This window comes from Microcoleus sp. EPA2 (assembly GCA_020882975.1).
Classification (GTDB): Bacteria; Cyanobacteriota; Cyanobacteriia; order Cyanobacteriales; family Microcoleaceae; genus Microcoleus.
Genome location: JAHRFD010000035.1, coordinates 22,547 through 46,319, shown reverse-complemented (window position 1 = coordinate 46,319; position 23,773 = coordinate 22,547). Strand labels below are relative to the sequence as shown.

Here is a 23,773-nt window from a genome sequence, read left to right as displayed (position 1 = left end):
AGTGACGGTCACTGTTGTACCTGCACCTGCACCAACTCCTGCACCTGCACCAACTCCTGCACCTGCACCAACTCCCGCGCCAGCACCAACTCCCGCACCAGCACCTGCACCAACTCCTGCGCCTGCCCCCGCACCAGCACCTACACCAGAAACCGTCACTGTTGTACCTGCACCAACTCCTGCGCCAGCACCAACACCCATCACAGTTGAGCCGATCGCCCCCACCATCCAAACACCAGCACCTATCACAGTTGTGCCTAACGCCCCCATCATCCAAACACCAACACCCATCACAGTTGAGCCTAACGCCCCCATCATCCAAACACCAACACCCATCACAGTTGAGCCTAACGCTCCCATCATCCAAACACCAACACCCATCACAGTTGAGCCTAACGCCCCCATCATCCAAACACCAACACCCATCACAGTTGAGCCTAACGCCCCCACCATCCAAACACCAACACCCATCACAGTTGAGCCGATCGCTCCCATCATCCAAACACCAACACCCATCACAGTTGAGCCTAACGCCCCCACCATCCAAACACCAACACCCATCACAGTTGTGCCTAACGCCCCCATCATCCAAACACCAGCACCTATCACAGTTGTGCCTAACACTCCCACCATCCAAACACCAGCACCTATCACAGTTGTGCCTAACACTCCCACCATCCAAACACCACCGCTAACAGTAGCAACAGTCTCACCTCCGGCAGTTTCAGTTAATGGGATACCTGTTGTGCCTGCCGTCGCGCCCATTAATCTCGACACCATACCCAAACCGACTCTGCCTCCCACACTCCCAGTGAATCCCCTACCGATCGCAAATCCTGTATTTTCCCCGAACTCACAACAGCTTTATCAAATATCTAATTCCTTACAACAGCCTAATTTACTTTCACCCAGCAATATCAATGTTTCTAATTGGCAAACGAACTTGGACACAGTTATTTTTCCCATAGAAGAAAGATTGACCAGGGATTTTGTTAATTATCTAAATTTGCCATCGACAAATGCGATCGCTACCCTAGAAGATGCTCAAAAAAAGCTTAGTGCGATTGAAAAAGCCACAGGCATTAAACCAGCTCTGATCTACATCACTTTTCTACCCAAAGGTAATACTATTGTCGATCGCCCCTACAGCGGTTCTTCAATCTTGCGAGTAGAACAGCAAATCCCCAACAGCGAGGAACTAGAAATAATACTGGTAACTGGTTCTGGCGAACCCATTCGCCGGAGGATACCCCTCACCTCCCGCACCGAAGTCCTAGCCTTAGTTAAGAAATTTCGCAATGAAGTTACTAATCCGGTGAAGCGCAATACTAAAAGTTATTTGCCTGTAGCTCAGCAGCTTTATCAAATGATGGTAGCCCCCGTCGATGCCGAGCTTCAAGCGCGAGGCATTAACAATTTATCTTTTATCTCAGATCTGGGGCTGCGATCGGTACCCATGGCCGCCCTCCACGACGGCAAAGGTTTTCTGATCGAACGTTACAGTGTCGGCTCCATGCCCAGTCTCAGTTTGACCGATACCAGCACTAGCAATTTCAAAGATACCCAACTTCTGGCCATGGGGGCATCCGAATTTGCGAATATGAGTCCTTTACCTGCGGTGGAAATAGAGGTATCCACCATCGCTCGGCAGGAGTGGCCTGGCAAGTCTTTCTTGAACCAAGCTTTCACTCTGGCCAATTTGAAATCCCAGCGCCAGCAGCAACCCTTTGGCATGATTCACCTGGCTACCCACGCCGAATTTAGATCGGGAGACCCCAGCAATTCTTTCATTCAATTGTGGGATACTAAATTGCGCTTAGATCAGTTGCGACAAATGAACTGGGACAGCCCGCAAGTTGAACTGTTGGTTTTGAGTGCTTGCAGGACTGCTGTGGGCGATCGGGATGCAGAGTTGGGCTTTGGCGGGTTAGCGGTGCAAGCAGGTGTTAAATCGGCTCTAGCTACTCTCTGGTATGTGAGCGATGAGGGGAGTTTGGGATTGATGTCCGAGTTTTATAGCCAGTTAAAAAATGCTCCGATTAAGGCAGAAGCCCTGCGACAAGCACAATTAGCGATGTTGCGCCAAACCGTCCGCATTGAAGGGGGAGTGCTGCACACTTCTTCTGGAAGCTTGCCTCTGCCACCTTCAATGTCCAATACAGGCAGTGGGAATTTTTCTCATCCCTATTATTGGTCGGCTTTTAGAATTATTGGCAATCCTTGGTAGTCAATATTAGTCGATCGACTCTCCCAAGCAACCGCTAACACCACAGCATACTCAGAGTCCCCACTTCTGAAAAAAGTCGGGAATCTAAAGCCCCTCTCCATCACCCAAAAATCCCGAATCCCAGTACGATCGATCTAGTTAGTATCAAACAAATGAAAACTTTACCGGGGTAATTTTTATGGATCTGGTTGTACTCCAGAACTGGCTGGACAACATCTCCTTTGCCGTTCTCCTCTCAACAATGCTCGTTTACTGGGTTGGGGCTGCTTTTCCCGGCATTCCCTACTTGTCAGCCCTCGGTACCGCCGGAATGGCAATCGCCAATCTATCCATCGCCGCCCTACTCGGTGCTCGATGGATAGAAGCCGGCTACTTCCCTCTGAGCAACCTTTACGAATCCCTATTTTTCCTCACTTGGGGAATCACCGCCATCCATCTAGTCGCCGAAAACATGAGTAGATCGCGCTTAGTAGGAGTAGCCACATCCCCCGTAGCCATGGCCATTTCCGCCTTTGCAGCCCTCACCCTACCCGCAACCATGCAGTCGGCGGAACCCCTAGTACCAGCCCTCAAATCCAACTGGCTGATGATGCACGTCAGCGTCATGATGCTGAGTTATGCAACTTTAATGGTAGGAGCGCTACTGGCGATCGCCTTTTTAGTAGTCACCCGCGGTCAAAAAATCGAACTCACCGGCAGTTCCTTCGGTACCAACGGCAATCGCCACAACAACTACCGCCTCCAACGCCCTCAAAACCCCGAACCTCAAATTGCGGCCACCGCAGCCGACAGTGGATTAGCATTCAGCGAACCCTCTTTCAATTCCAGCAATAACGGTTCGGCAACCACCGCAGTCCTAGAACTAGCACCAGTTCAAACCTCTTCCCACCATCAATCTCAAACCGCAGAAATTCTCTCGCCCCAGCGCTTGAATCTCGCATCCACTCTTGATAACATTAGCTATCGCATCATCGGTTTAGGATTTCCTTTACTGACTATTGGCATTATTGCCGGCGGTGTTTGGGCCAACGAAGCTTGGGGTTCTTACTGGAGTTGGGACCCGAAAGAAACCTGGGCATTGATTACTTGGTTAGTGTTTGCAGCCTACCTCCACGCCCGCATCACCCGCGGCTGGCAGGGAAGACGCCCAGCCATCTTAGCAGCCACAGGTTTTGTGGTGGTTTGGATTTGTTATCTAGGCGTTAATTTGTTAGGCAAGGGTTTACATTCCTACGGTTGGTTTTTCTAATAAAAACCATTAACAGTTATTGTTACTGAGTTATTTGTTATTAGTTACTTGTGATTAGTAGCTGTTAACAAATAACTAATAACACCACCTATCAACCAAAATTCAACAGTTAGTTGTTGCGAATTATTTTAGGTTAATAGCTGCTAACAAAACACCACTAGAAACAGCAAAAAATCAACATCGAACAGTCAACTATTTCCTGAAAATTCAATAGATATGAAACAAGCAAAAGTTTTTCTCCGAGAAGACGATGTTTTGTCTACTCCCGCCAGCGCTTTGATGTATCAATGTACTTTCAAAGTTAGCGAATTTTTGACTATTATGCAGTCAAAACTCCTAGAAGAAAGATTGTTTTTAGACGGTATGGATTGCGAACTTTTGAGTGCAGGTAAAGCCTGGACAAAAGGAAAAGTCAGAGTGCGCCTGGAGTTTTACGCCGACGAACAGGAAATAGAACAAAAATCTCTTCCGGCTGCTTCCGAGGACTCAGATACCGCACCAGAAAATACCCAAAATATCACGTCTCCAGTTACGGAAAACAACGGCTTAACTCTCCAGGATTCACCAGAAAATATGACTTTTCCGCGGTATAAGTATCGCGATAACAACCGTCATAGTGTAGGAATGTGGAGCTAAAAACCAGTATAATTTAGTTGGTTTTTAGTTGTTGTTTGTTGTTTATTGATTGTTGATTCTTGTTTCTGAGAACTCATAACCAATAACTAAAAAATTCTTCCCCAACTCTAGCCAGCGCTGAGTATAGCCTTTCTCAGGTAGGTGGGTAATGGATAATGGGGAACCCCCCCCTGCCCCCCCCTTGGGGGGAAGGGCATTACCAATTACCAATTACCAATTACCAATTACCCATTACCAATTACCCATTACCCATTACCCATTACCAATTCTCTTCGGATGCCACCAGAATTGATATAATATCAAATGCTCTTTTCATCCTCCTGTATTAAACTCTCTCTTCTCTTCCTTCGCGTCCTTAGCGCCTTCGCGGTTAAATCATTCCGATACAACCGGAATTAATATAAAAACAAAATACAGTTTAGGGCTACTTAAAATTAAAAATTCGCGAACGCACGAGGCTTTCACGAATTCTTTTTTAAAGCTGGTGACAGGATTTGAACCTGCGACAGGCTGATTACAAATCAGCTACTCTACCAACTGAGTTACACCAGCAACATAAACTAATATAGCAAACCGATCGCCATTAGCGCAACCCCCCCAGCCAAGTTTTTTTTCTAATTCGCCCAAAAGCCCTCCCCACAAAGGCTGAACCCCAACGATCTTTCTCAGAAGCAACCACAAACTGTCCACCACCAACTGCGCACTGACTAATCACACCGCCAAATCTTAATCGTCTCATCCGCACTTCCACTGACCAGTATATTGCCCAAAGGTGCGATCGCCACCGAATACACCGTACCCCCATGACCCTTAAGAGTGCTCAACAACTCCCCAGTCTGCAAATTCCAAATTTTCACCGTATTATCATCGCAGCCACTAGCCAAAGTCAAACCATCCCCACTAATCACCACCGAATCGCCCCGACTCACATAATTCTGCAAAATATGCACACCCTCATTACTTCCTAAAGTCGGCACACCATTATCTTTGTCATAATTAAAATTTAAAATCCGCAACAAACTGCCAGTCTGCAAATTCCGCAACTTAATCGTATAATCATTACTAACACTAGCCAAAATCTTGCCATCAGGTCCGATCGCCACAGAATTCACCCCAACATTCAACCCCGAAAGAGTCCGCAACAATTTCCCCGTTTCCACATCCCAAATCTTACTCGTGGCATCAGAACTCCCGCTCGCCAAAATGTTACCATCCGGGCTAAAAACCACCGCATTCACATTATCAGAATGACCCTTCAAAGTCCGCAGCAACTCCCCACTACGCAAATTCCAAAGTTTAATCGTATTATCCGCCCCACCACAGCTAGCAATTACTCGCCCGTTGGGGCTAATCGCCACGGAATTCACCTCCATAGAATGTCCGGGAAAAGTACACAGCAATTCGCCATTATACAAATTCCAAAATTTAATAGTCTCGTCCGAACTACCGCTGGCTAGAATTTGCCCATCCGAACTAATAGCCACCGAATTTACTCGATCGGAATGTCCAGTTAGAGTACCAATTAATTCCCCGGTTTCTAAATTCCAAATCTTAATAGTTTTATCCCAACTACCGCTAGCCAAAGTGAGACCATCAGGACTAATCGCCAAAGAATTAACAAAAGATGAATGTCCCGGTAGCGTGTGTACGCAGCGCCATTGATGATTTTTTAACTTATAAGCCAATTCCTTTGCCCGTTGCGATACCGCCAAGGCTTCTTCTCTACGTTTGAGTTCATTCTCCTCCAAACGCTTGCGTTCCGCCTTAGCCTTAGCTTCTCGAAGTGCCAGCCGTCGCATTTCCCCCTCATAGGCTATTCGCTGCTGTTTCTGAATTTCTTTGAGAGTTTCAATGTATGGCAATTCCCAATCTTGAGAAAACCATTCTTGAGCGAATTCTTCCTTTAAATTAAATAGCTGAGGTTCGTGGGTAAAATCAATATTAAGATAATACAAATCTGCTAAAAATGCAGCCAATAACTTGTGAATAGTCACAATAATCTGCCGAATTATTCGCAGGCTAATCTTGGGATTTTTCCCCTCTGCTTCCAACTGATGGTAAACTTCTTCCCAATTCCAAGGCTGCATCGCCACTAAAGAAACACTTTGATTAATCACTCCCCAAAACCCGACATGAAAATTCACTTCATAGTCGCTGATATCGCTATACAATATAGCAGTCGGCACTGGAGACAATACAGTCTGTAACCGCTCCACATCAATATCAGAAATGGGCTTTTTGAAATAATCTCCGTAAAACTGAACAGGACACAAATCTCCGTACTGAGGATAGTGTTGGTTCAAAAAAGCTCTTAACTTTCCCGGAAGTTCGATATTCAGATTGTGGCGAAAGGAGTCGGGGCAATCTTGGCTAATTTTGGCAGGAGCAACTAATAACAGCAATCGGTGTTGCTGCTGCTGCAAAATTTGTTCGGTTTCCTGTCTGCTCAAATTAGAAAACCAGTTGTCTCGGTCCCAAACAATTTGAATTTCGCTCAGCTTAACTCGAATTGCTTCTGCTTGAAACTCGCGCATTAATTCGCGACATAGCCGACTAATTGCCCGTCTATCTCTCAATTCTTCTGCCTTAATGCGATTAGTGCGTTCTTCTTTGACCCATTCTTCATTTATATTGGCTATCTCCATTAATTCTTCTTCTCTCGCCTGTTGTCGCTGCAAATATTTAACCTGTGCTTTAATCCAGCGGGGGTCTTTTTTGATTTGTTGATTTAAAGTTGAAGAAGCCGATGGTTCAATTTCTGCAAAACGTTCGTTGACAGCGCTTGCTCCCAATCTTTCTCCCAGTTCGTTGGCAATCGGCTTCAACAGTTCAATTAGCGCGTCTGAAATGGGGGGGAATAAGGACATAAGTTACTACACATATAAAATGATGGCCAGGAAGAGGAACAGACGGAAATAGCTAAATTGTATAGTTGTGAGTTGGTGAGATTGCTGCATCAATCACAACACGAAGCGTTGCATGAGTTGGGGAATGGAAGAGTGTGAGCCTGTTTCTGATGCCTTTTTACCTTTGGTCTTTTGCCGATCGAGCGGGATTTTTTAGCGCCCGTTCAAAATGAATAAAAAAATCTACGATAGCTTAAAAGTTAAAATTTTTTGTGACTAGGCGGGGATTTATTAGCGTCGCCTTGGGATTTAACCGATCGCACCGCCTCACCTAGTTATCCACACCTTAAATTAATAGTTTGTATATTCTTTACATTTTACCGTAAATCCGCCTACAAAACACTGATAAAAGAGACTCAGGCATATTCGATCGCCCGGACCTGCTGCCTAGTAATTTTCCTATTGCCATTTTACTCGCTCTCGTATATGATTTGAACTCATGACAATAATTACGGTATTCCGACCTAATAACCGTACTTTCAGTAAAGGAACCAATATAATGAGTCCGTGGCAACGCCTAAGTCAACGTCTTCGCCAATCACAACCGCAGCCAGTGGGCAAAAGTCAATTATTGACTTCGCTTAAAAGCTTTGTGTCGCTATTTTTACTGGGAATCACATTAAGTTTTGCGATCGCATCATGCAGCCCCAGTAGCAACAACAATCCCGGAGCCAATCCCGGCGGGGCTGCTAGCCAAGGCGCCAACAAAAGCAACGTAGAATTAACCCTCGTTTCCTTCGCCGTCACCAAAGCCGCCCACGAAGCCATAATTCCCAAATTCGTAGAAAAGTGGCAAAAAGAACAGGGCCAAACCGTCACCTTCAACCAAAGCTACGGCGGTTCCGGTTCCCAAACCAGAGCCGTAATTGACGGCTTAGAAGCAGACATCGTACACCTAGCCCTCGCCCTCGACACCAAAAAAATCGAAAACGCCGGACTAATTGAGCCTGGGTGGGAAAAAGAAGTCCCTAACGAAGCCATAGTCAGCAAATCTGTAGCAGCCATAGTCACCCGTGATGGCAATCCTAAAGGCATCAAAAACTGGGAAGATTTAAGCAAAGGCGGAGTGAAACTGATTACCGCCGATCCCAAAACATCGGGGGTAGCTCGCTGGAATTTTCTCGCACTTTGGGGTTCGGTGCTCAAAACCGGAGGAGACGATACCAAAGCATTGGACTTGACTAGCAAAGTCTACAAAAATGTCCCCATCCTGACTAAAGATGCCCGCGAAGCCACCGACGTATTTTTCAAACAAGGCCAAGGCGACGCCTTAATCAACTACGAAAACGAGATTATTTTGGCTGGTCAGAAAGGGGAAAAACCGACTTATACTATTCCCGAAGTCAATGTTTCTATCGACAATCCCATCGCCATTGTTGATAAAAATGTCACCAAACACGGCACCAAGGAAGTAGCCGAAGCCTTCATCAAATTTCTGTACACCCCAGAAGCTCAACGAGAATTTGCCAAAGCCGGATTCCGCCCAGTAGATGCGACAGTGGCCGCGGAACCAGAATTTGCCCAAAAATATCCCGCCATCAAAACTCTTTTTACAGCTCAAGATTTAGGAGGTTGGGGAGAAATTCAGAAAAAATTCTTCGATGACGGAGCTGTTTTTGACAAAATCCAAGGTTCAATTAAACGGTAGTAGCTGTAGGGACATAGCTAAAGTCTTCGGTCGAGGACTAATGAGTTGAAAATTCTTCTCTTGAGTCCTATGCAAGAGGACTTTAGCTTTGAGGCAGGGGTTTCAACCCTTGCCGGACTATGAGTTGTACTTTAATGCGATCGGTAAAACCCTCCCCTAGGGCAATTCTTCTCAACTCAAAACTATTCTTATATGACTGTATCTTCTCCAACCAATAATCCTCAATCTCCGATTAAGCAGATCAAAAGGGCGATCGGCAAAATCACACTACCTTGGGGAATCACCCTCGGCTACCTGAGCCTCATGCTATTGCTCCCAGTGGCCGCCATGCTCTTGAAAGCCAGCACCGCAAACCCCGCCGAATTTTGGGCAATTGCCACAAGTCCCATCGCCCTTTCCGCCTACGATGTCACCTTCGTTACGGCATTAATTGCAGCATTAATTAACGGATTGTTCGGAACATTAATTGCCTGGGTTTTAGTGCGTTACAACTTTCCCTTAAAAAGGATTATCGATGCGATCGTCGATTTGCCCTTTGCACTGCCCACTTCCGTTGCAGGTTTAACTCTCGCCACAGTTTACAGCGACAACGGCTGGATTGGTTCGCTGTTTGCACCCTTGGGAATCAAAATCTCCTTTACTCGCTTGGGCGTAGGTATAGCGATGATATTTATTTCCTTGCCATTTATCGTCCGAACTGTACAGCCAGTTTTAAACGAGATGGAAAAAGACATCGAAGAAGCAGCTTGGTGTCTAGGTGCTTCTCAATTTCAAACCTTTTGGCGAGTAGTTTTGCCGCCCCTATTTCCGTCTATTTTAACCGGAGTTGCCCTAGGATTTTCGCGAGCGGTTGGCGAGTACGGTTCTACTGTAATTGTCGCCTCTAACATACCGTTCAAAGATTTAATCGCCCCTGTTTTAATTTTTCAAAGATTGGAACAGTATGACTATGCAGGAGCCACAGTTATCGGTACTGTCATGTTAGGTATTTCCCTAAGTATGCTGTTTGCAATTAATCTTTTACAAGCATGGAGAAGGCGCTATGACGGCTAATATCAATTCATCCACCGATTACAAACTTCCGGGGGGTAGTTCGACGCAGAGTCAGGAAAAACCCTGGGTTAAGCCAACTTTAATCACCATTGCGATCGCCTATCTGGCTCTCGTCTTATTTATCCCCACCCTCAACGTTTTTTACCAAGCTTTCAAAAAAGGAGTAGAGCCATTTTTTGCTAACTTAACCTCGCCAGATTTTCTGCACGCCGCCCAACTTACCCTGGTGATTTCTTTAATTGTTGTGCCTATTAATACCGTATTCGGTTTGTGCGCCGCCTGGGTAATTGGTCGCAATAAATTTCCGGGCCGCACGCTATTAATCAGCATTTTAGATGTCCCATTTGCCATATCTCCCGTAGTGGCTGGCTTAATGATTGTACTGCTTTACGGTCGGTTGGGATGGTTCGGTCCGTGGCTGGAAGCTGCTAATATTAGGGTAATTTTTGCCTTTCCGGGAATGGTGCTGGCTACTGCTTTTGTCACTCTACCTTTTGTGGCTCGCGAAGTAATTCCGGTGTTGGAAGAAGTCGGAACCGATCAAGAAGAGGCGGCGAAAACTTTGGGTGCAAATGACTGGCAAATTTTCTGGAATGTCACTCTTCCCAGTATTCGCTGGGGATTGCTTTACGGAGTAATTTTGACTAATGCTAGAGCCATGGGAGAATTTGGAGCTGTTTCTGTGGTTTCGGGAAATATTGCTAAAAAAACCCAAACTTTGCCTCTGTTTGTAGAGGATGCTTACAAGCAGTATGCGACGCAAGCGGCTTTTTCCGCGGCGGTTGTTTTGGGTCTTTTAGCAGTTGTTACTCTCGTACTTAAGGAGATTTTGGAACGAAAAACTAGCATCAAAGAAGTTGAAGAATAGTCAGTAGTCATTGGTTATTATTTATTAGTTATTGGTTATTGGTTGTTGGTTGTTGGTTGTTGGAAGCAAGTAGCAAATAACCAATCACCCTTCGACTCCGCGATTTATTAATCGCAAACGTTGCCATCACAAACAACAAATAACCAATAACAAAGAACAAATAACCAATAACAAAGAACAAATTAATTGTAACAAACATTCGGAGGTTGAAATGTTAGATCACAATCGTAGCGAATCTCAATTTGAACCCATCGACAATTTTCATAAAACTCAAGAATCAGACCTTCCCAAATCTGAAATCGGTGATACCAGACCAACTCAAACCCGGATTCGCATTCGCGTTCCTAAAGAATACCATCAGGAACCAGTCATCTCTAACCTGATTTCTGAATACGGTTTAAAGGTTAATTTTAATGCTGCTTTCTTGGGGGTCAAAAATTCTGATGACGGTTGGTTTGATTTGGAACTAAATGGTCCGGCGAATCAGATTGAGAGTGCTCTGATTTATCTCAATGATTTAGATGTGGAAATTTGGAGTAATTCCAATAATCCCGTTGAGGAAAGTTGGTAACTCACCATCACTAATTACCCCGAACTCATCAAATTAATACGGGATGGGGGAAACGAGGGAGACTTCAGTCCTTCCTAGGGAAGCTGCGCGAGGGACTTCAGTCCCCGTCTTTTTTTTTTCTTTATTTCTTTTTTTATTTCTTTATTTCTAAATATTTTATTGAGGGAGCTTGAGATATCTAGTATAATAGCTAAAAGTAGACAAATCAACCAATATTCAGGAAAATAGAGGTGACTAAACCTCAAAACAAAATGGGAGTTCAGCAAGTATTACTGTCTCCAACCAAAGAAGTTAAAGCATTGTTGGAGTATCTCTGCCAACAATCAGGTAAACTTTACAACAGTGGGGTTTATTTCGCTCGTCAAACTTTTTTTAAGACCGGAAAACTCTTTGAGTGTCAAACTCTAGGACTAATTAACCATCACTAAGGACCCAGGGCTGTGAGATACCCGACCTGTTCAATGGGTATTCTGTTTTTTGCAACAGTTATTTACCTATCTTAGTATTGACATTTTTCATGAATTGTGGTAATAAGTTTAATTTAAACAGAAAATGTGGGGCGTAATAATATATAAAAGTATATAAAAAGATGTTTGTAAAAACAGGAACAAATTTGCTAGGGGAGAGTTCTAAGCAATCAAATTAAATAACTTATTGTATCCAAGCACAAAAAAACGTTGCTGTCAATAGATACAAAAGCATATGTGGAAGCAGGGGCGATCGACTTTATGGGCACAGGAACAAAAGGCGATCGCTGCTAGGGCTGGTTTGTGTTATGAATTTGATGTGTGGGTGTACCAGAGGAATTAAATCATGGAATTTGACAAAGTACGAAACCAACAGATAGTTTTTGTAGATCCCAAAGTTAAAAATTGCGAAATTTTAACGAAAAGCACTGATTTCGATACAGAAGTTATTGTTCTCAAGGGCGATCGCGACGGCATCGAGCAAATAGCAGCAACACTCAAACAACGGCAAAATATAGGAGCAGTTCACATTCTGTCTCACGGTGCCGAGGCGTGCGTGCAAATCGGTGCAACAGAACTGAACCTAAGTAACATTGAAACTTATCGCGATCGCCTAGAAACATGGTTTGCTTTACCAGCAGAGGAAAACTCGAACTCTCGAATTACAGCTAAACCCGAAATTCTACTTTACGGTTGCAACGTCGCAGCCACAGAAGCCGGTGTCGCTTTTGTCCAAAGGCTGAGCCAGCTCACCGGAGCAGAAGTTGCCGCTTCCAATAACTTGACTGGGAATGCAGCCTTGGGTGGAGACTGGGAACTGGAAGTCACTACAGGCAAAATAGAGACGGCTGTGGCATTTTCCCCAGAGGCGAGAGAGGCTTACAGCGGTGTTTTGGCTGACTTGCAACAAAAAGTTGCTAACTTTAACGAACTGGTAAATGCCATCAATGTTGCCAACACCAACACTGGGATTGACACGATCACCCTCACTGGCAATATCACCCTCACAGGCCTATTACCGAGAATTACGGACACCACCACAATTGTTGGTGGTGGCTTCAGGATCAGTGGCAATAATAACAACCGTGCCTTCGTAGTTGATAACACAACATTTAACCTCTCTAACCTCACCATAGATTCTGCAAAAGCAGTAGGCAACCCAGGAACCACTGGTGGTGGTGGGGCTGCGGGTTTAGGAGGCGCACTTTTTATCAACGGTGGGAATGTAATTGTTGACAAAGTAACTTTCTCCAGTAACCAGGCTGTCGGCGGTGCAGGTGCTGCGGGGAATGGTGGCAACGGTGGCAACGCGGATCTGGCTACTGTCTTTGAAGGCACAACAGGGACAAATGGTAGAGATGGTAGAACTGGTCTAGCAAGTAATGGCCTTGCCGGTGGGGTTGGCGAGGCTGGCGAGGCGGGGGGTGCTGGTACTGCTGGCGGTACTGGCGGTAAAGGTGGTACTGGCGGTACTGGTGTTGGCGGCACAAACGGTGGTGATGGAGGTATTGGTGGTACTGGTGGTGCTGGTAGCGTTGTCGGTAGTGGCGGCGGTGGTGGTGGTGCCGGTGGTGTTGGCGGTGCTGCTGGTACTGGTACTCAAGGTAATGGTGGTAATGGTGGTACTGGCGGTGCTGGCATCTTTGGTGGCGGCGGCGGTGCTGGCGGTGCTTTTGGTACTGGTTTGGCGGCTGGGACTAACGGCCCAGGTGGCCCAGGTGGCTTCGGCGGTGGTAGCGGTAGCGGTAATGCTGCGATCGCTGGCGGGACTTTTGGCGGTGCAAGTGCGATTGGTTTTGGTGGCGGCGGTGCTGGTTTAGGCGGCGCAATTTTTATCAACGGTGGCACATTCACCATGACCAATAGCACCCTGTATAGCAACACCGTGACGGGGGGTGCTTCCGGTGGTGGTACCGCAGTTGCAGGTCAAGCTGCTGGCGGTGCAATTTTTGTCAACACTGGTGCTACAGCCACTCTCACTAACAACACCATCGCCTACAACAGTGCCACAGCGGGAACTACAGGTGGCATTTACAACAACGGCGGTACAGTTACGGTCAAAAACACGATCGTGGCTGGCAATACTGCCACCACTAACCCCGACCTTACTGGAGCATTCGTCGGGAACAACAACCTGATCGGGGCTCTCGGCACTAGCACTGGTTTGACAGTAACTCAACAACTAACCGCTCCTCTGACCATTGCCAATGTATTAGCACCAGTGGGCTCTGCCGGATTGAATGGCGCCACTGCTCCCGCTCCTTTTACCCTGGCCCTAGTTGACAACAGCCCCGTTACCACTAGCACTAACCCTGCCATTGGCGGTGGCGACAACACTGCCGCTACCGGTACTACAGACCAACGCGGCACAGGTTTCCCTCGAAAAATTGACAACACTCTTGTCAGTAAACCCAATGTTGACATTGGTGCTTACGAGTACGGCCCAGTCGTCCAGGGTCAGAAATTCAACGACAGCAACGGCAATGCGGCCAAAGACGGGACAGAAGCAACTGTAATAACTCCAGTCCAAAACTTTGTTGTTTATGTAGATGACAACAATAACAGCACCCTAGATGGTGCGGAAAAACGGGTGACAGTCGCAACGGGTGGGAATTACACCCTCCTCGACACCAAGAGTAATAGCCCCGTTCGAGAACAGGCAGTAACTAATTGGCAGCAAACTTTCCCTACAGCTACCGCTACTCCCTACAACACAGGTATTGCTGACTCTAACAGCAAAGACTTTGGCAACTTCCAGTCCATGACCATTAATGGTCTCATCTTTGATGATAAAAACGGCAATGGAGTCCAAGACACAGGAGATACCGGATTAGCAAACATCCCAGTCAACTTAATCAACTCCGTCACCGGAGCCACTATCACCACCCAAAACACAACTAACACTGGTGCTTATAGTTTCCTGAACCTTGGTCCGCTGACCGGCGGTGCTAGCTACCGAGTCCGCGAAGTAGTGCCGACAGGTTCCACAAAAACCACAGTCGATCCCGCCGACATCCCCCTCCAAAGCGGTGCAACTGTCGCTGGCGGAAACTTCGGCAACTTCACAAACATCACCATTAGCGGCACCAAATTCGATGACAAAAACGGCAACAGTGTCCTAGATACCGGAGAAGTTGCACCGGCAACTCCTTTTGATATTCAGTTACTTAACGCCGCCGGTGCAGTGGTCAAAACCCAAACCACAGCTACCACAGGCAACTACACCTTTACCGATGTTGGGCCAGGCACCTATACCCTAAAGGAAGTGGCACAGACTGGTTGGCGGCAAACTCTTACCCCTACTGGTAGCATCACTGCAACCAGTGGTGTCAACATCACCAACACCGCAGCCACTCCCACCAACTTCGGTAACTTCCTGCTAGGCAAAATCGGCGGGCTCAAATTTAATGACTTCAATAAAAATGGTGTCCAAGATCCAGCAGAACCAGCCCTAGGAGGCTGGACAATCTACCTGGATGCTAACACCAACAGTACCCAAGAACCAGGAGAAACTGCCACCGTTACTGATAGCGCCGGTAAGTACCAGTTCATCAACCTGACAGCCGGCACTTACAACGTCCGGGAAGTGCTGCAACCGGGCTGGACGCAAACGGTACCGGCTGCCCCAGGTGCGTTTACGATCGCCGTCACCAGTGGTACAGACTCCCAAAACAACAACTTCGGCAACTTCAAGCCCAACTCGATTAGCGGTATCAAGTTCAACGACATCAACAAGAGTGGCTTCCTGGATGCAGGGGAAGCCGGACTACCCAACTGGCAATTTTTCCTTGATACCAACAGCAACGGCACTCCCGACACAGACGAACCCAAGGCCGACACCGATCCCGCCGGCAACTACAAATTCCTCAATTTGCCCGCAGGTACTTACAAGGTGCGGGAAGTACCGCAAACCGGTTGGACACAAACTACCCCCAACCCGGCAGATATTACTGTCACCAGCGGTCAAGACATCGCTAACATTAACTTCGGCAACTTCAAGTCGAGTACAATTAGCGGGCAAAAATTCAGCGACGCTAACAACAACGGCATCAAGGATACCGGGGAATTGGGGCTGCAAAACTGGCAAATCTTCCTGGATATCAACCAGGATGGCGTCTTTCAACAAACCGAACCCACGACTATTACCAACACCAACGGTAACTACACTCTGGTTGAGATTCCCGCAGGCACTTACCAGGTAAGGGAAGTCCAGCAAAATGGCTGGACGCAGACTACTCCTAATCCGGCCCCGGTGACGATTGTTGGTGGTAATAGCATTACGGGTATTGACTTCGGCAACTTTCTGCCCCAACCGGCTACGATCCGAGGTCTGAAGTTCCGAGACTCTAATAATAATGGCACTCAAGACAGCGGAGAACTGGGTTTGCCCGGTTTCCAAATTCAGTTAACTAATGTTACGACTGGGGTAGTTGCTGCTACTCCTGTTAACACCACTACAGACAATAGTGGGAACTACCTATTCACGAACCTGACACCGGGAACCTACCGCGTCCGGGAAATCGCGCAAACTGGGTTTAGCCAAAGCACCCCTAACCCCGCCGACATCGTGCTGGCTTCTGGGGCTATTGTCAATAACGTCAATTTTGGTAACTTCCCGGCACCGACTCCGACTCCGACTCCGACACCAACTCCGAGGCCGACTCCGGTACCGACTCCGGCACCGACTCCGACACCGACTCCTGAACCAACTCCGGCACCGACTCCGGCACCGACTCCCGCACCGACTCCGGCACCGACTCCGGCACCGACTCCGGCACCGACTCCGGCACCAACTCCGACTCCAGATACTCCTCTGAGCTCGCAAACCACGGATTTGGTTTGTCCTGACAGCTTCCCCAGGGTGGATACTCCTAATGAGTTGGGTATCCCGATCGCGGGTACTGTGATTAATGGCCCTAATGGTGATGATACGATCTTCGGTAGTGCAGCCCGTGACTCTATCTTCGGATTGGGTGGCAGTGATTTGATCTTTGGGCGTCAGGGCGGTGACTATATCAATGGCAATATTGGCAACGATAGTGTCTACGGAGGTGTCGATAACGATACTCTGCTAGGTGGCAAAGGCTTTGACGCTATCTTTGGCGATCTCGGCAACGATGTCCTTTATGGTAATCGTGGCAATGATTCCATCTCTGGCGATGAAGGTGATGATTTATCCTACGGCGGCAAAGGCGATGATGTCCTCTTGGGTGTCAGTGGTAACGATGTGCTCTTTGGCGATCAAGGTAATGACACTCTGTGTGGTGGCGACGATAACGATAGCTTACTTGGCGGCAGTGGCGATGATGTCTTGTTTGGCGACACTGGCGATGACTTGCTGTTTGGTGGCCTTGGCAACGATACTCTGATTGGTGGCGACGGTAGCAACAGTTTCTTGTTGACAGATGGCGGCGGTTTGGACACGATTGTTGACTTCACCCAAGGAGTTGATTCCCTGGTTTTGACCGGTGGCTTGGATTTCAGTCAATTGTCGTTTAGTCAAACTAATGGATCGGCTGCGATCGCCGTTACCGCTACTGGTGAAGTTTTGGCTATTCTCAATGGCGTGCGATCGAGCTTGCTAACAGCTCAGGATTTCAACGTATTGGTATAGTTCATTAGTGTGGCAGGGGAATAATACCCACCCCTCGCCCAGGGCTGTTTCATTCTCAAACAAATCATCGTTTTGTAGGGGTAGTGCCCAGGGCTGTTTCATTCTCAGGAAAACGATGATTTTGTAGGGGTAGTGGATGGTGCGTGCCTACCCTCCTCATCCACGATTTTGTATGTGTTTGGTGAGATTGGGGCGGGCACTCACAGGCACCCCCCCTACAAGAGAATGAAACAGCCCTGGCGTGAGTCCGACTTTGCTTTCTGGTTCAAATTTGTTCCAGATATATGAGCAAGTCGGCCATTTCTTGGGGACTTGGCTGGAATTGTGGCATGGGTGGGGTTTGTCCGCTGGTGACTTGGCGGATTAAATCGAATTCGGATTTGCGCTCGGATACTAAATGTAAGTTTGGCCCCACTTGACTGTCGGACAGGGATATGTGACACCCGGCACAGTTCATTTGAAAGATGGCTGCACCCTGAATGGGGTCTCCAGTCAAGGATAGTACGCTGCTGACGTAGGGATCGACCGCTTGAAAGTGGCGTATTGCTAAGCTTGATAACACGATCGCGAGTAAGAACGCTAGCAAAAATATGCCAATTCGCTCGATCGGGTTTTCAGTTTCATTTTTGGCAATTTGGTTATTCAAAGGAGTTCAATTAAAAAAAGTATCTACAAGAAAATTTATTTCTCATAACATAGCTTAATCCTTCCCCGTGGGGAGATCAAGATCTCAGACCGCTGTTATCGTTGTTTTCCGAAAATTCATCTGTGTAAGTGCTGGTAATATTAAAAATAGGTTGTTAAATCTTAACGATAAGGAGCTCTCATGGTAGAACCGTTGCTTTCAGGTATTGTTCTCGGCCTCATCTTTGTTACTCTGTCGGGGCTGTTTTTTGCTGCTTATCAGCAGTACAAGCGTGGCGATCAGTTGGGTATCAACAAGTAAATCGGCTTGTAGAGTCTTGGGGAGATGGGGAGATGGGGAGAATTTTTCCCTCTTCCTTCTTCCCTTTTCCTTCTTCCCTCTTGCTTCCTTAAACATAGCGATCGAGAATAGCAGCAGTTTCCCCACCAGTTTTTTCCCAGCTAAATAGTTTTGCTCTCGCCAAACCTAGTTCCCGTAAGTGCGATCGCACTCCAACATCCCTTACAAGCTGGTGCATAGCAGCGGTAATTTCATCCACGCTGTAAGGATTCACTAACAACACTGCATCCCCCCCTACCTCTGGCATAGAAGACAGGTTAGAGGTGATGACAGGAGTGCCACAAGCCATTCCTTCGAGCACCGGGAGGCCGAATCCTTCCCAAAGACTAGGAAAAACCAGGGCGATCGCCTGATTGATGACTTTCGGTAAATCACCGGGGGGAATGTAGTCTAAGAATTTGACGCGATCGACCAATCCCAATTCTTGCACCTGCGCTTTCAGCAGTGGCGTATAGCGTTTATCTTCCGATCCAGCTATCCACAACTCATACTCACCACTGCTGGGTAAAGCAGCAAATGCTGCTACAACTCGCTGCAAATTTTTATAAGGATTGTGACGACCAATATAAAGAAAATAATTGCTAGTTGGCAAGTCTAAAAAACGGAAAAAACTGCTATCATATCCAGGGGAAATTGACGTAATTAAATCTCTCGGAATTTTACAAAATTCAGCAATATCTTTAGCCGTTGCTTCCGAATCGCAAATAACGTGTTGAGCCTGTCGCAGCACTTGGGGAATATAGTAGCGGTGGTAGGGTGTGAGCGGATCGAAACGGCGGGGAAATCGGAGTGCAATTAAATCGTGCACTGTAATTATATAGCGACAAGCTGCAAATACCGGAGCTTCTGGAATTGGCGAAAATATTAAGTTGGATTTTAACTGTTTGTAAATTTTGGGAAGCTGGGTTTGTGTCCACAGCAATCGGTTGATGTGTCCTTTGGTTCCTTGTTCGGGAGTTAAGTTTGATGGGATTTTATAGCAGCTATAATTGGCAATTTCCGTGGCGCTTAGTAATGTTGGGTTGAGGGATTTTAGGTGGGGAAAGAGGTTTTTGGCGTAGATTGCTAAGCCTGTTGGTTTGGAAATTAGGAAGGAGAGGTTGATTAGTAAGTTGGATTGGGGATTTGGCATGGGATAATATATTCGATATAATTAACCATAATTCCTGTAGGGGCGGGTTTTACGAGGAATATTTGATGAATACAAACAATCTAGATAAACCCGCTAATTAACCATAATTCCTGTAGGGGCGGGTTTTACGAGGAATATTTGATGAATACAAACAATCTAGATAAACCCGCCCCCACACAGTATTTGGATTGTGTGTTGGGTGGGGGCGGGTTTTACAGATTGTTAGTTTCTCACATAGATTATTGGTGAAACCCGCCTCTACAAATATTTTTGTAAGATTTTTTTTAACCGCAGAGGGCGCAGAGGGCGCAGAGGGAAGAGATTAAGAGAGATGATTTAAAGGTGTTTTTGTAAAATATTGGCAGTGGCTTCTCCGGTTTTGTTCCAGCTAAATTGCTCTGCTCTAGCTAAACTAGCAGTCTTTAAGTGCGATCGCAATTTTGCATCTGTGGCTATGGCTTGCATTGCTGCGGCGATTTCTCCAATGTTGTAAGGATTTACTAATAATGCCGCATCTGAGCTCACTTCTGGCATTGATGACAGGTTGGATGTAATTACAGGAGTGCCGCAAGCCATTGCTTCTAAAATTGGTAAGCCGAATCCTTCCCAAAGTGTTGGGAAAACTAGGGCGATGGCTTGATTCATTATTATGGGTAATCGATCGTAGGGAACGTAACCCAAAAATTTGATGGCAGATTCTAGTCCTAATTCTGCAACTTGTGCTATCAATTTTGGTGTGTACGCATTGCTTGGCCCCGATAGCCAAAGTTCGTAATTTGCCCGATCGCCCAAACTCGCAAAGGCTGCAATTAACCTTTCCAGGTTTTTATAAGGATCGTGTCTCCCTGTATACAGAAAATAATTTTTGACTGGTAAGTCTAAATATCTAAAATTAAGGCGATCGCAAGCTAGGGGAATTGCCGTCATTTTTTGGGTCGGAATTTGATAAAATTGAGCCACATCCTCCACCGTAGCTTGAGAATCGCAAATAATGTGTTCCGCTTGTCGCAAAACCTGGGGTATATAGTAGCGGAAATAAGCTGTCAAACGCGAAAATTTTTGGGGAAATCGCAAAGGGATTAAATCGTGTACTGTGACTATATAGCGGCAGCCTGAATACAAAGGTGCTTCGGGAATTGGAGAAAATATCAGGCTTGAGTTCAATTTTTGGTAAATTTTAGGTAAGTTAAATTGAGTCCACAATATTCTGTTTATCTGTCCTTTACTCCCACTATCGGGGGTGAGATTTCCCGGAATTTGATAGCAAGTATAATCCTCAATCTGTTGGGAACTAAGTAAGGTTGGTTCTAGTTTTTTAAGTTGGGGAAACAGATTTGCTGCATAGATGCCAATTCCCGTTGGTTGGGGAGTTAAAAATGACAAATTAATTAACAGTGAATTGGACATGATTTTAGGAAACACAATTTATCTATATTTTAGGGGCGGGTTTTACCAAAAATAATTGCCGAAAACCCATAATCTCCTAAACCCGCCCCCACTCAGAATCAAAATGTACATTTTTATGGTTGGACAGAAGTCAGATTTGGTGTAAGTTATTGGCGCTGTGGGGGCGGGTTTATATAAATTGTTTGTCATCATTAAATATTGTTGGTAAAACCCGCATCGGAGCAATTTATCGAGCGCGATCGATATCGAGCATTTGAGCTACATACCCTGGATTGGGCAGAGGCATTGTAGCATATTCTTGGCGAATGAGATCAAAAAATTGCTTGACTTTTGCCTCGAAATATGCACTGCTAAAACCTTCGCCACGCTGTTCAGCAAACCCTTGAAATTCTACTAACAAATCAGGATTAGCAATCAGTTGATGGGAATGGTGACACAGTTCCTCCACAGTGTTGAATAAAAAACCCGATCGCCCATGTTCCACAATTTCCGGTTGTCCACCACCGTTGAAAACAATCGGAACACAACGGTTTTGCATTGCTTCCACCGTCGCCATCCCGAAATGTTCAAATCTTTGGGGATTGACTTCTCCCAAACCGCAGCCGTGCCAAAATATACTGGCTTTAGCATAAAGCGATTTTACCTCTTCCAAGTCAGCATTGACTTTAAGTTCGATCGCCCTAGAATCTTGCTTCAATAAACTTTGAACAGTCTTTAAATAAGGATTGCGAGGAACACTACTTCCCACCAAAACTAGCCGCCATCCTTGCAGTTGTTCTGGATAATTCTCCCGCAAACTGCGAAAAGCTTTAATTAATTCAATTTGCTTTTTGGTTCCCCCAGCTTCCCACTGTCCCACAGCTAAAATAATGTTTTCTTTCGGCACTTGAGAAGTTGCCATTTCTACGGGCGGATACAGTAAAAAAGTGGGTTTGAGATTCCAGCGTTTCTCCAACCATTTGACAGTAAATTGACTGTTAGCAATCATGAACGTGTAGTCATCAACCGCAAAATGACGGTTGCGAAAAGTATTGGGAAAATGGCAGAAAAATACTGAAATTGGGGACAATGGTTTGACTTTTTCCAGTTGATTAGCGTTCACAAAAATATCATAATTTTTGCTTTCTTTGGCAATTTCATCAAAGGGATTTTCCAAGTCATCGGTAATCATGCTGGAATCAATACACTGCATTCCGCGCTTTTCGTAAAACTGCAACGGAATCACTTTTATTTGACATTGGGAAAGGTTGAGTCCGTACCAGGATTCTAAATCCGAAATCGCCACTGGTTTGTTAGTAATAAAAGTGATACTAAATTGATTTTGCAGCAGGGAAGCCATTGTCGCTACATATTTTTGTCCCCCACCAATAAAATGCAGTCCGTGATCGTAAATCCCGATCGACATTTGGCGATCGCCTCGAACCACCTGTAACCGAGACAAAATGCGATCGACTTTTAGCCGACTATAAATCACCGCCAACTTTTCCGACAATTGCGACAGCACAGTTTCTACTATTTCCGGCTTCTGATACTCTAGCAATTTTTTAATTGCTACAAATATGCTCTCGAACAACAAATCATACTGTTTATTCGTAAAAAAATCCGAAGTATGAATCGCAGAAACTAATTGCAAAGGTTCGTGTTTTGCTAAATACAAAAAACGATTACGGTTACAAAAATACTCCGTGAGTTTACTTCCCCGACTTGAGCCTCGGTATTCGTGATGTGCGATCGCATCGGGAATATAAAGCATTTCCCAACCCCGCTTTTGACAGCGTTTCGCAAACTCAACATCCTCAAAATACATCACAAAATCTTCATCTATCGGTCCCACATCTTCGAGACATTCCCTACGAAACAGCACCGTAGCCCAACACAAACCTTCTACGGTGCGTTCTGTATCATATTGTCCTGCATCTTTCTCCCCAAAGCCCACATCTCGCCAATAAAAATTAGGTAATTGCTGAATTCCCACACTATTAATTCGCCCGTCTTTGAACAGCAATTTGCCACTAGCAGCACCAGCCTTGGGGTTGCTTTCTAGTTGTTTAATTAAAATTTCTAACCACCGACTTTCTAGAGTAGCATCGTTATTCAGAAATGCGATGTACTGTCCTCGAGCTTTGCTGATACCCAAGTTAAGAGCTTTGGCAAAGTTGTTGACTGAATTTACCACAATGCGAACTTTAGGAAAGGATTCCTGCAAAGATTTAACTGAGTCGTCTTGAGAACAGTTATCTATTAAGATAACATCTAGTTTTTCTTCGGGATACGCAAGTTTTTGGAGCGATTTTAAGCAATCTTTAGTTTGGCGAAAACCGTTATAGTTAACTATAATTAGCGAGCATATTGGTAGTGCGATCATCAAATTTTAGATTTTAGATTTTAGAACTTAGATTACTCTCGCGACTAAATTTATAGACTTAGAGAACGAAAATTGCTTGGTGTGATTTTTGATATTTTATCGCGGTAGATCTAGCAATCTCACCCGGATTTCTTCTAACATAGCAGAATGCTGCTCCTGTATAGCTTTTATTTGCTCTATTTCAGATTGCAGTGCTGCGATCGCTGTTTGTTGAATCTCAAGTTTAGCTCTAACTTCAGGAGACTCGTTGCTAAATTCAGATTGAATTTTTTTCTCTAGGCTTTGCTGATTCTCCTGCAATTTTTGCAATTGATTGCTCAATGTTTGAACGACGCGCGTATTGGCAAAATTATAAATTACTTGTCTTTCTAGTACAGGTCTTAGCAATTTTCTGACTATTTTTCTAACCGCGATTACTGCGGAACCAAGCCTCCTTTGGTAAGAGGTTATTGGGATATTGTAAATATCAAAACCAGTTTTTAACAGAGCGATATCTTCATCTTCTTCCTCAAGCGCCATCGCACTTTTTTCTCTCACAGACAATGGCGAATCAACAATACCAATTCGTGGTTCCAAAGTTTGTCGTAATTTATCAATTATTTGTTGAGTTGGTATTTCTTCAGACTGCAAACTTTCCTCTCCTTT

The 23,773-nt window shown here is 45.7% G+C and carries 16 protein-coding genes and 1 tRNA gene; 10 read left to right on the top strand and 7 right to left on the bottom strand.

Going from position 1 to position 23,773, the window contains the following annotated elements; translation table 11 throughout:
* From AAFP14_RS23010 to AAFP14_RS23000, 3 genes are all read left to right on the top strand, one after another.
* Positions 1 to 2,227 (top strand): CHAT domain-containing protein (locus AAFP14_RS23010; protein ID WP_341734515.1); only part of this gene is annotated, 2,227 nt, incomplete at its 5' end.
* A gap of 178 nt (positions 2,228 to 2,405) precedes the next feature.
* The gene (gene ccsB, locus AAFP14_RS23005) at positions 2,406 to 3,476 is read left to right on the top strand and encodes a c-type cytochrome biogenesis protein CcsB (RefSeq protein ID WP_341734514.1); all 1,071 of its coding nucleotides are present in this window, start codon (positions 2,406 to 2,408) and stop codon (positions 3,474 to 3,476) included.
* A gap of 216 nt (positions 3,477 to 3,692) precedes the next feature.
* Positions 3,693 to 4,112, top strand: coding sequence for a KGK domain-containing protein (locus AAFP14_RS23000; protein ID WP_341734513.1), 420 nt, complete (start codon positions 3,693 to 3,695; stop codon positions 4,110 to 4,112).
* Between the two features lie 479 nt (positions 4,113 to 4,591).
* Here the strand turns inward: AAFP14_RS23000 and AAFP14_RS22995 are convergent.
* Together AAFP14_RS22995 and AAFP14_RS22990 are read right to left on the bottom strand one after the other, a co-directional pair.
* Positions 4,592 to 4,664 (bottom strand) — tRNA-Thr (locus AAFP14_RS22995).
* A gap of 155 nt (positions 4,665 to 4,819) precedes the next feature.
* Positions 4,820 to 6,979, bottom strand: a complete 2,160-nt coding sequence (locus tag AAFP14_RS22990; protein ID WP_341734512.1) for a WD40 repeat domain-containing protein — start codon at positions 6,977 to 6,979, stop codon at positions 4,820 to 4,822.
* Positions 6,980 to 7,517: 538 nt separating this feature from the next.
* On the opposite strand from AAFP14_RS22990, the gene AAFP14_RS22985 reads away from it, so the two are divergent.
* The 6 genes from AAFP14_RS22985 (at position 7,518) to AAFP14_RS22960 (ending at position 17,239) form a co-directional block, all read left to right on the top strand.
* The gene (locus tag AAFP14_RS22985; RefSeq protein WP_341734511.1) at positions 7,518 to 8,666 is read left to right on the top strand and encodes a sulfate ABC transporter substrate-binding protein; all 1,149 of its coding nucleotides are present in this window, start codon (positions 7,518 to 7,520) and stop codon (positions 8,664 to 8,666) included.
* 192 nt (positions 8,667 to 8,858) lie between these two features.
* Positions 8,859 to 9,719: a sulfate ABC transporter permease subunit CysT gene (gene cysT, locus AAFP14_RS22980; RefSeq protein WP_341734510.1), complete on the top strand. Its 861-nt coding sequence runs from the start codon at positions 8,859 to 8,861 to the stop codon at positions 9,717 to 9,719.
* Complete coding sequence (gene cysW, locus AAFP14_RS22975; RefSeq protein WP_341734509.1) at positions 9,709 to 10,587, top strand: sulfate ABC transporter permease subunit CysW; 879 nt, start codon at positions 9,709 to 9,711, stop codon at positions 10,585 to 10,587. Before cysT ends, cysW begins: the two co-directional genes overlap by 11 nt.
* Positions 10,588 to 10,798: 211 nt before the next feature.
* Entirely contained in the window at positions 10,799 to 11,158 is a 360-nt protein-coding gene (locus AAFP14_RS22970) for an NIL domain-containing protein (RefSeq protein WP_341734508.1), read from the top strand.
* 230 nt (positions 11,159 to 11,388) lie between these two features.
* Entirely contained in the window at positions 11,389 to 11,586 is a 198-nt protein-coding gene (locus AAFP14_RS22965; protein WP_341734507.1) for a hypothetical protein, read from the top strand.
* A 385-nt stretch (positions 11,587 to 11,971) separates the two neighbouring features.
* Positions 11,972 to 17,239 carry an SdrD B-like domain-containing protein gene (locus tag AAFP14_RS22960; protein ID WP_341734506.1) on the top strand — a complete coding sequence of 1,756 codons (5,268 nt, stop codon included), beginning with the start codon at positions 11,972 to 11,974 and terminating at the stop codon, positions 17,237 to 17,239.
* A gap of 265 nt (positions 17,240 to 17,504) precedes the next feature.
* Here AAFP14_RS22960 and AAFP14_RS22955 read toward each other — a convergent pair whose 3' ends face one another.
* Entirely contained in the window at positions 17,505 to 17,885 is a 381-nt protein-coding gene (locus tag AAFP14_RS22955; RefSeq protein ID WP_341734505.1) for a c-type cytochrome, read from the bottom strand.
* Positions 17,886 to 18,065: 180 nt separating this feature from the next.
* On the opposite strand from AAFP14_RS22955, the gene petG reads away from it, so the two are divergent.
* Positions 18,066 to 18,185 (top strand): cytochrome b6-f complex subunit V, encoded by a 120-nt coding sequence (gene petG / locus AAFP14_RS22950; protein ID WP_015174208.1) that lies wholly within the window; start codon positions 18,066 to 18,068, stop codon positions 18,183 to 18,185.
* An 88-nt stretch (positions 18,186 to 18,273) separates the two neighbouring features.
* Here petG and AAFP14_RS22945 read toward each other — a convergent pair whose 3' ends face one another.
* The 4 genes from AAFP14_RS22945 to AAFP14_RS22930 all read right to left on the bottom strand — a co-directional run bounded on the left by AAFP14_RS22945 (position 18,274) and on the right by AAFP14_RS22930 (position 23,758).
* Positions 18,274 to 19,356, bottom strand: a complete 1,083-nt coding sequence (locus AAFP14_RS22945; RefSeq protein ID WP_341734504.1) for a glycosyltransferase family 4 protein — start codon at positions 19,354 to 19,356, stop codon at positions 18,274 to 18,276.
* A 336-nt stretch (positions 19,357 to 19,692) separates the two neighbouring features.
* The gene (locus tag AAFP14_RS22940) at positions 19,693 to 20,763 is read right to left on the bottom strand and encodes a glycosyltransferase family 4 protein (protein WP_341734503.1); all 1,071 of its coding nucleotides are present in this window, start codon (positions 20,761 to 20,763) and stop codon (positions 19,693 to 19,695) included.
* Between the two features lie 226 nt (positions 20,764 to 20,989).
* Positions 20,990 to 23,128: a glycosyltransferase gene (locus AAFP14_RS22935; RefSeq protein WP_341734502.1), complete on the bottom strand. Its 2,139-nt coding sequence runs from the start codon at positions 23,126 to 23,128 to the stop codon at positions 20,990 to 20,992.
* A 96-nt stretch (positions 23,129 to 23,224) separates the two neighbouring features.
* Entirely contained in the window at positions 23,225 to 23,758 is a 534-nt protein-coding gene (locus AAFP14_RS22930; RefSeq protein WP_341734501.1) for a hypothetical protein, read from the bottom strand.
* Positions 23,759 to 23,773: the final 15 nt, after the last annotated feature.

What these genes read in the sequence shown, in the direction of transcription:
- AAFP14_RS22935 (WP_341734502.1), bottom strand. Translation starts at nt 23,128, where the DNA reads ATGATCGCACTACCAATATGCTCGCTAATTATAGTTAACTATAACGGT.
- AAFP14_RS22960 (WP_341734506.1), top strand. Translation starts at nt 11,972, where the DNA reads ATGGAATTTGACAAAGTACGAAACCAACAGATAGTTTTTGTAGATCCC.
- ccsB (WP_341734514.1), top strand. Translation starts at nt 2,406, where the DNA reads ATGGATCTGGTTGTACTCCAGAACTGGCTGGACAACATCTCCTTTGCC.
- AAFP14_RS22945 (WP_341734504.1), bottom strand. Translation starts at nt 19,356, where the DNA reads ATGCCAAATCCCCAATCCAACTTACTAATCAACCTCTCCTTCCTAATT.
- AAFP14_RS23000 (WP_341734513.1), top strand. Translation starts at nt 3,693, where the DNA reads ATGAAACAAGCAAAAGTTTTTCTCCGAGAAGACGATGTTTTGTCTACT.
- AAFP14_RS22940 (WP_341734503.1), bottom strand. Translation starts at nt 20,763, where the DNA reads ATGTCCAATTCACTGTTAATTAATTTGTCATTTTTAACTCCCCAACCA.
- cysW (WP_341734509.1), top strand. Translation starts at nt 9,709, where the DNA reads ATGACGGCTAATATCAATTCATCCACCGATTACAAACTTCCGGGGGGT.
- AAFP14_RS22990 (WP_341734512.1), bottom strand. Translation starts at nt 6,979, where the DNA reads ATGTCCTTATTCCCCCCCATTTCAGACGCGCTAATTGAACTGTTGAAG.
- AAFP14_RS22970 (WP_341734508.1), top strand. Translation starts at nt 10,799, where the DNA reads ATGTTAGATCACAATCGTAGCGAATCTCAATTTGAACCCATCGACAAT.
- cysT (WP_341734510.1), top strand. Translation starts at nt 8,859, where the DNA reads ATGACTGTATCTTCTCCAACCAATAATCCTCAATCTCCGATTAAGCAG.
- petG (WP_015174208.1), top strand. Translation starts at nt 18,066, where the DNA reads ATGGTAGAACCGTTGCTTTCAGGTATTGTTCTCGGCCTCATCTTTGTT.
- AAFP14_RS22985 (WP_341734511.1), top strand. Translation starts at nt 7,518, where the DNA reads ATGAGTCCGTGGCAACGCCTAAGTCAACGTCTTCGCCAATCACAACCG.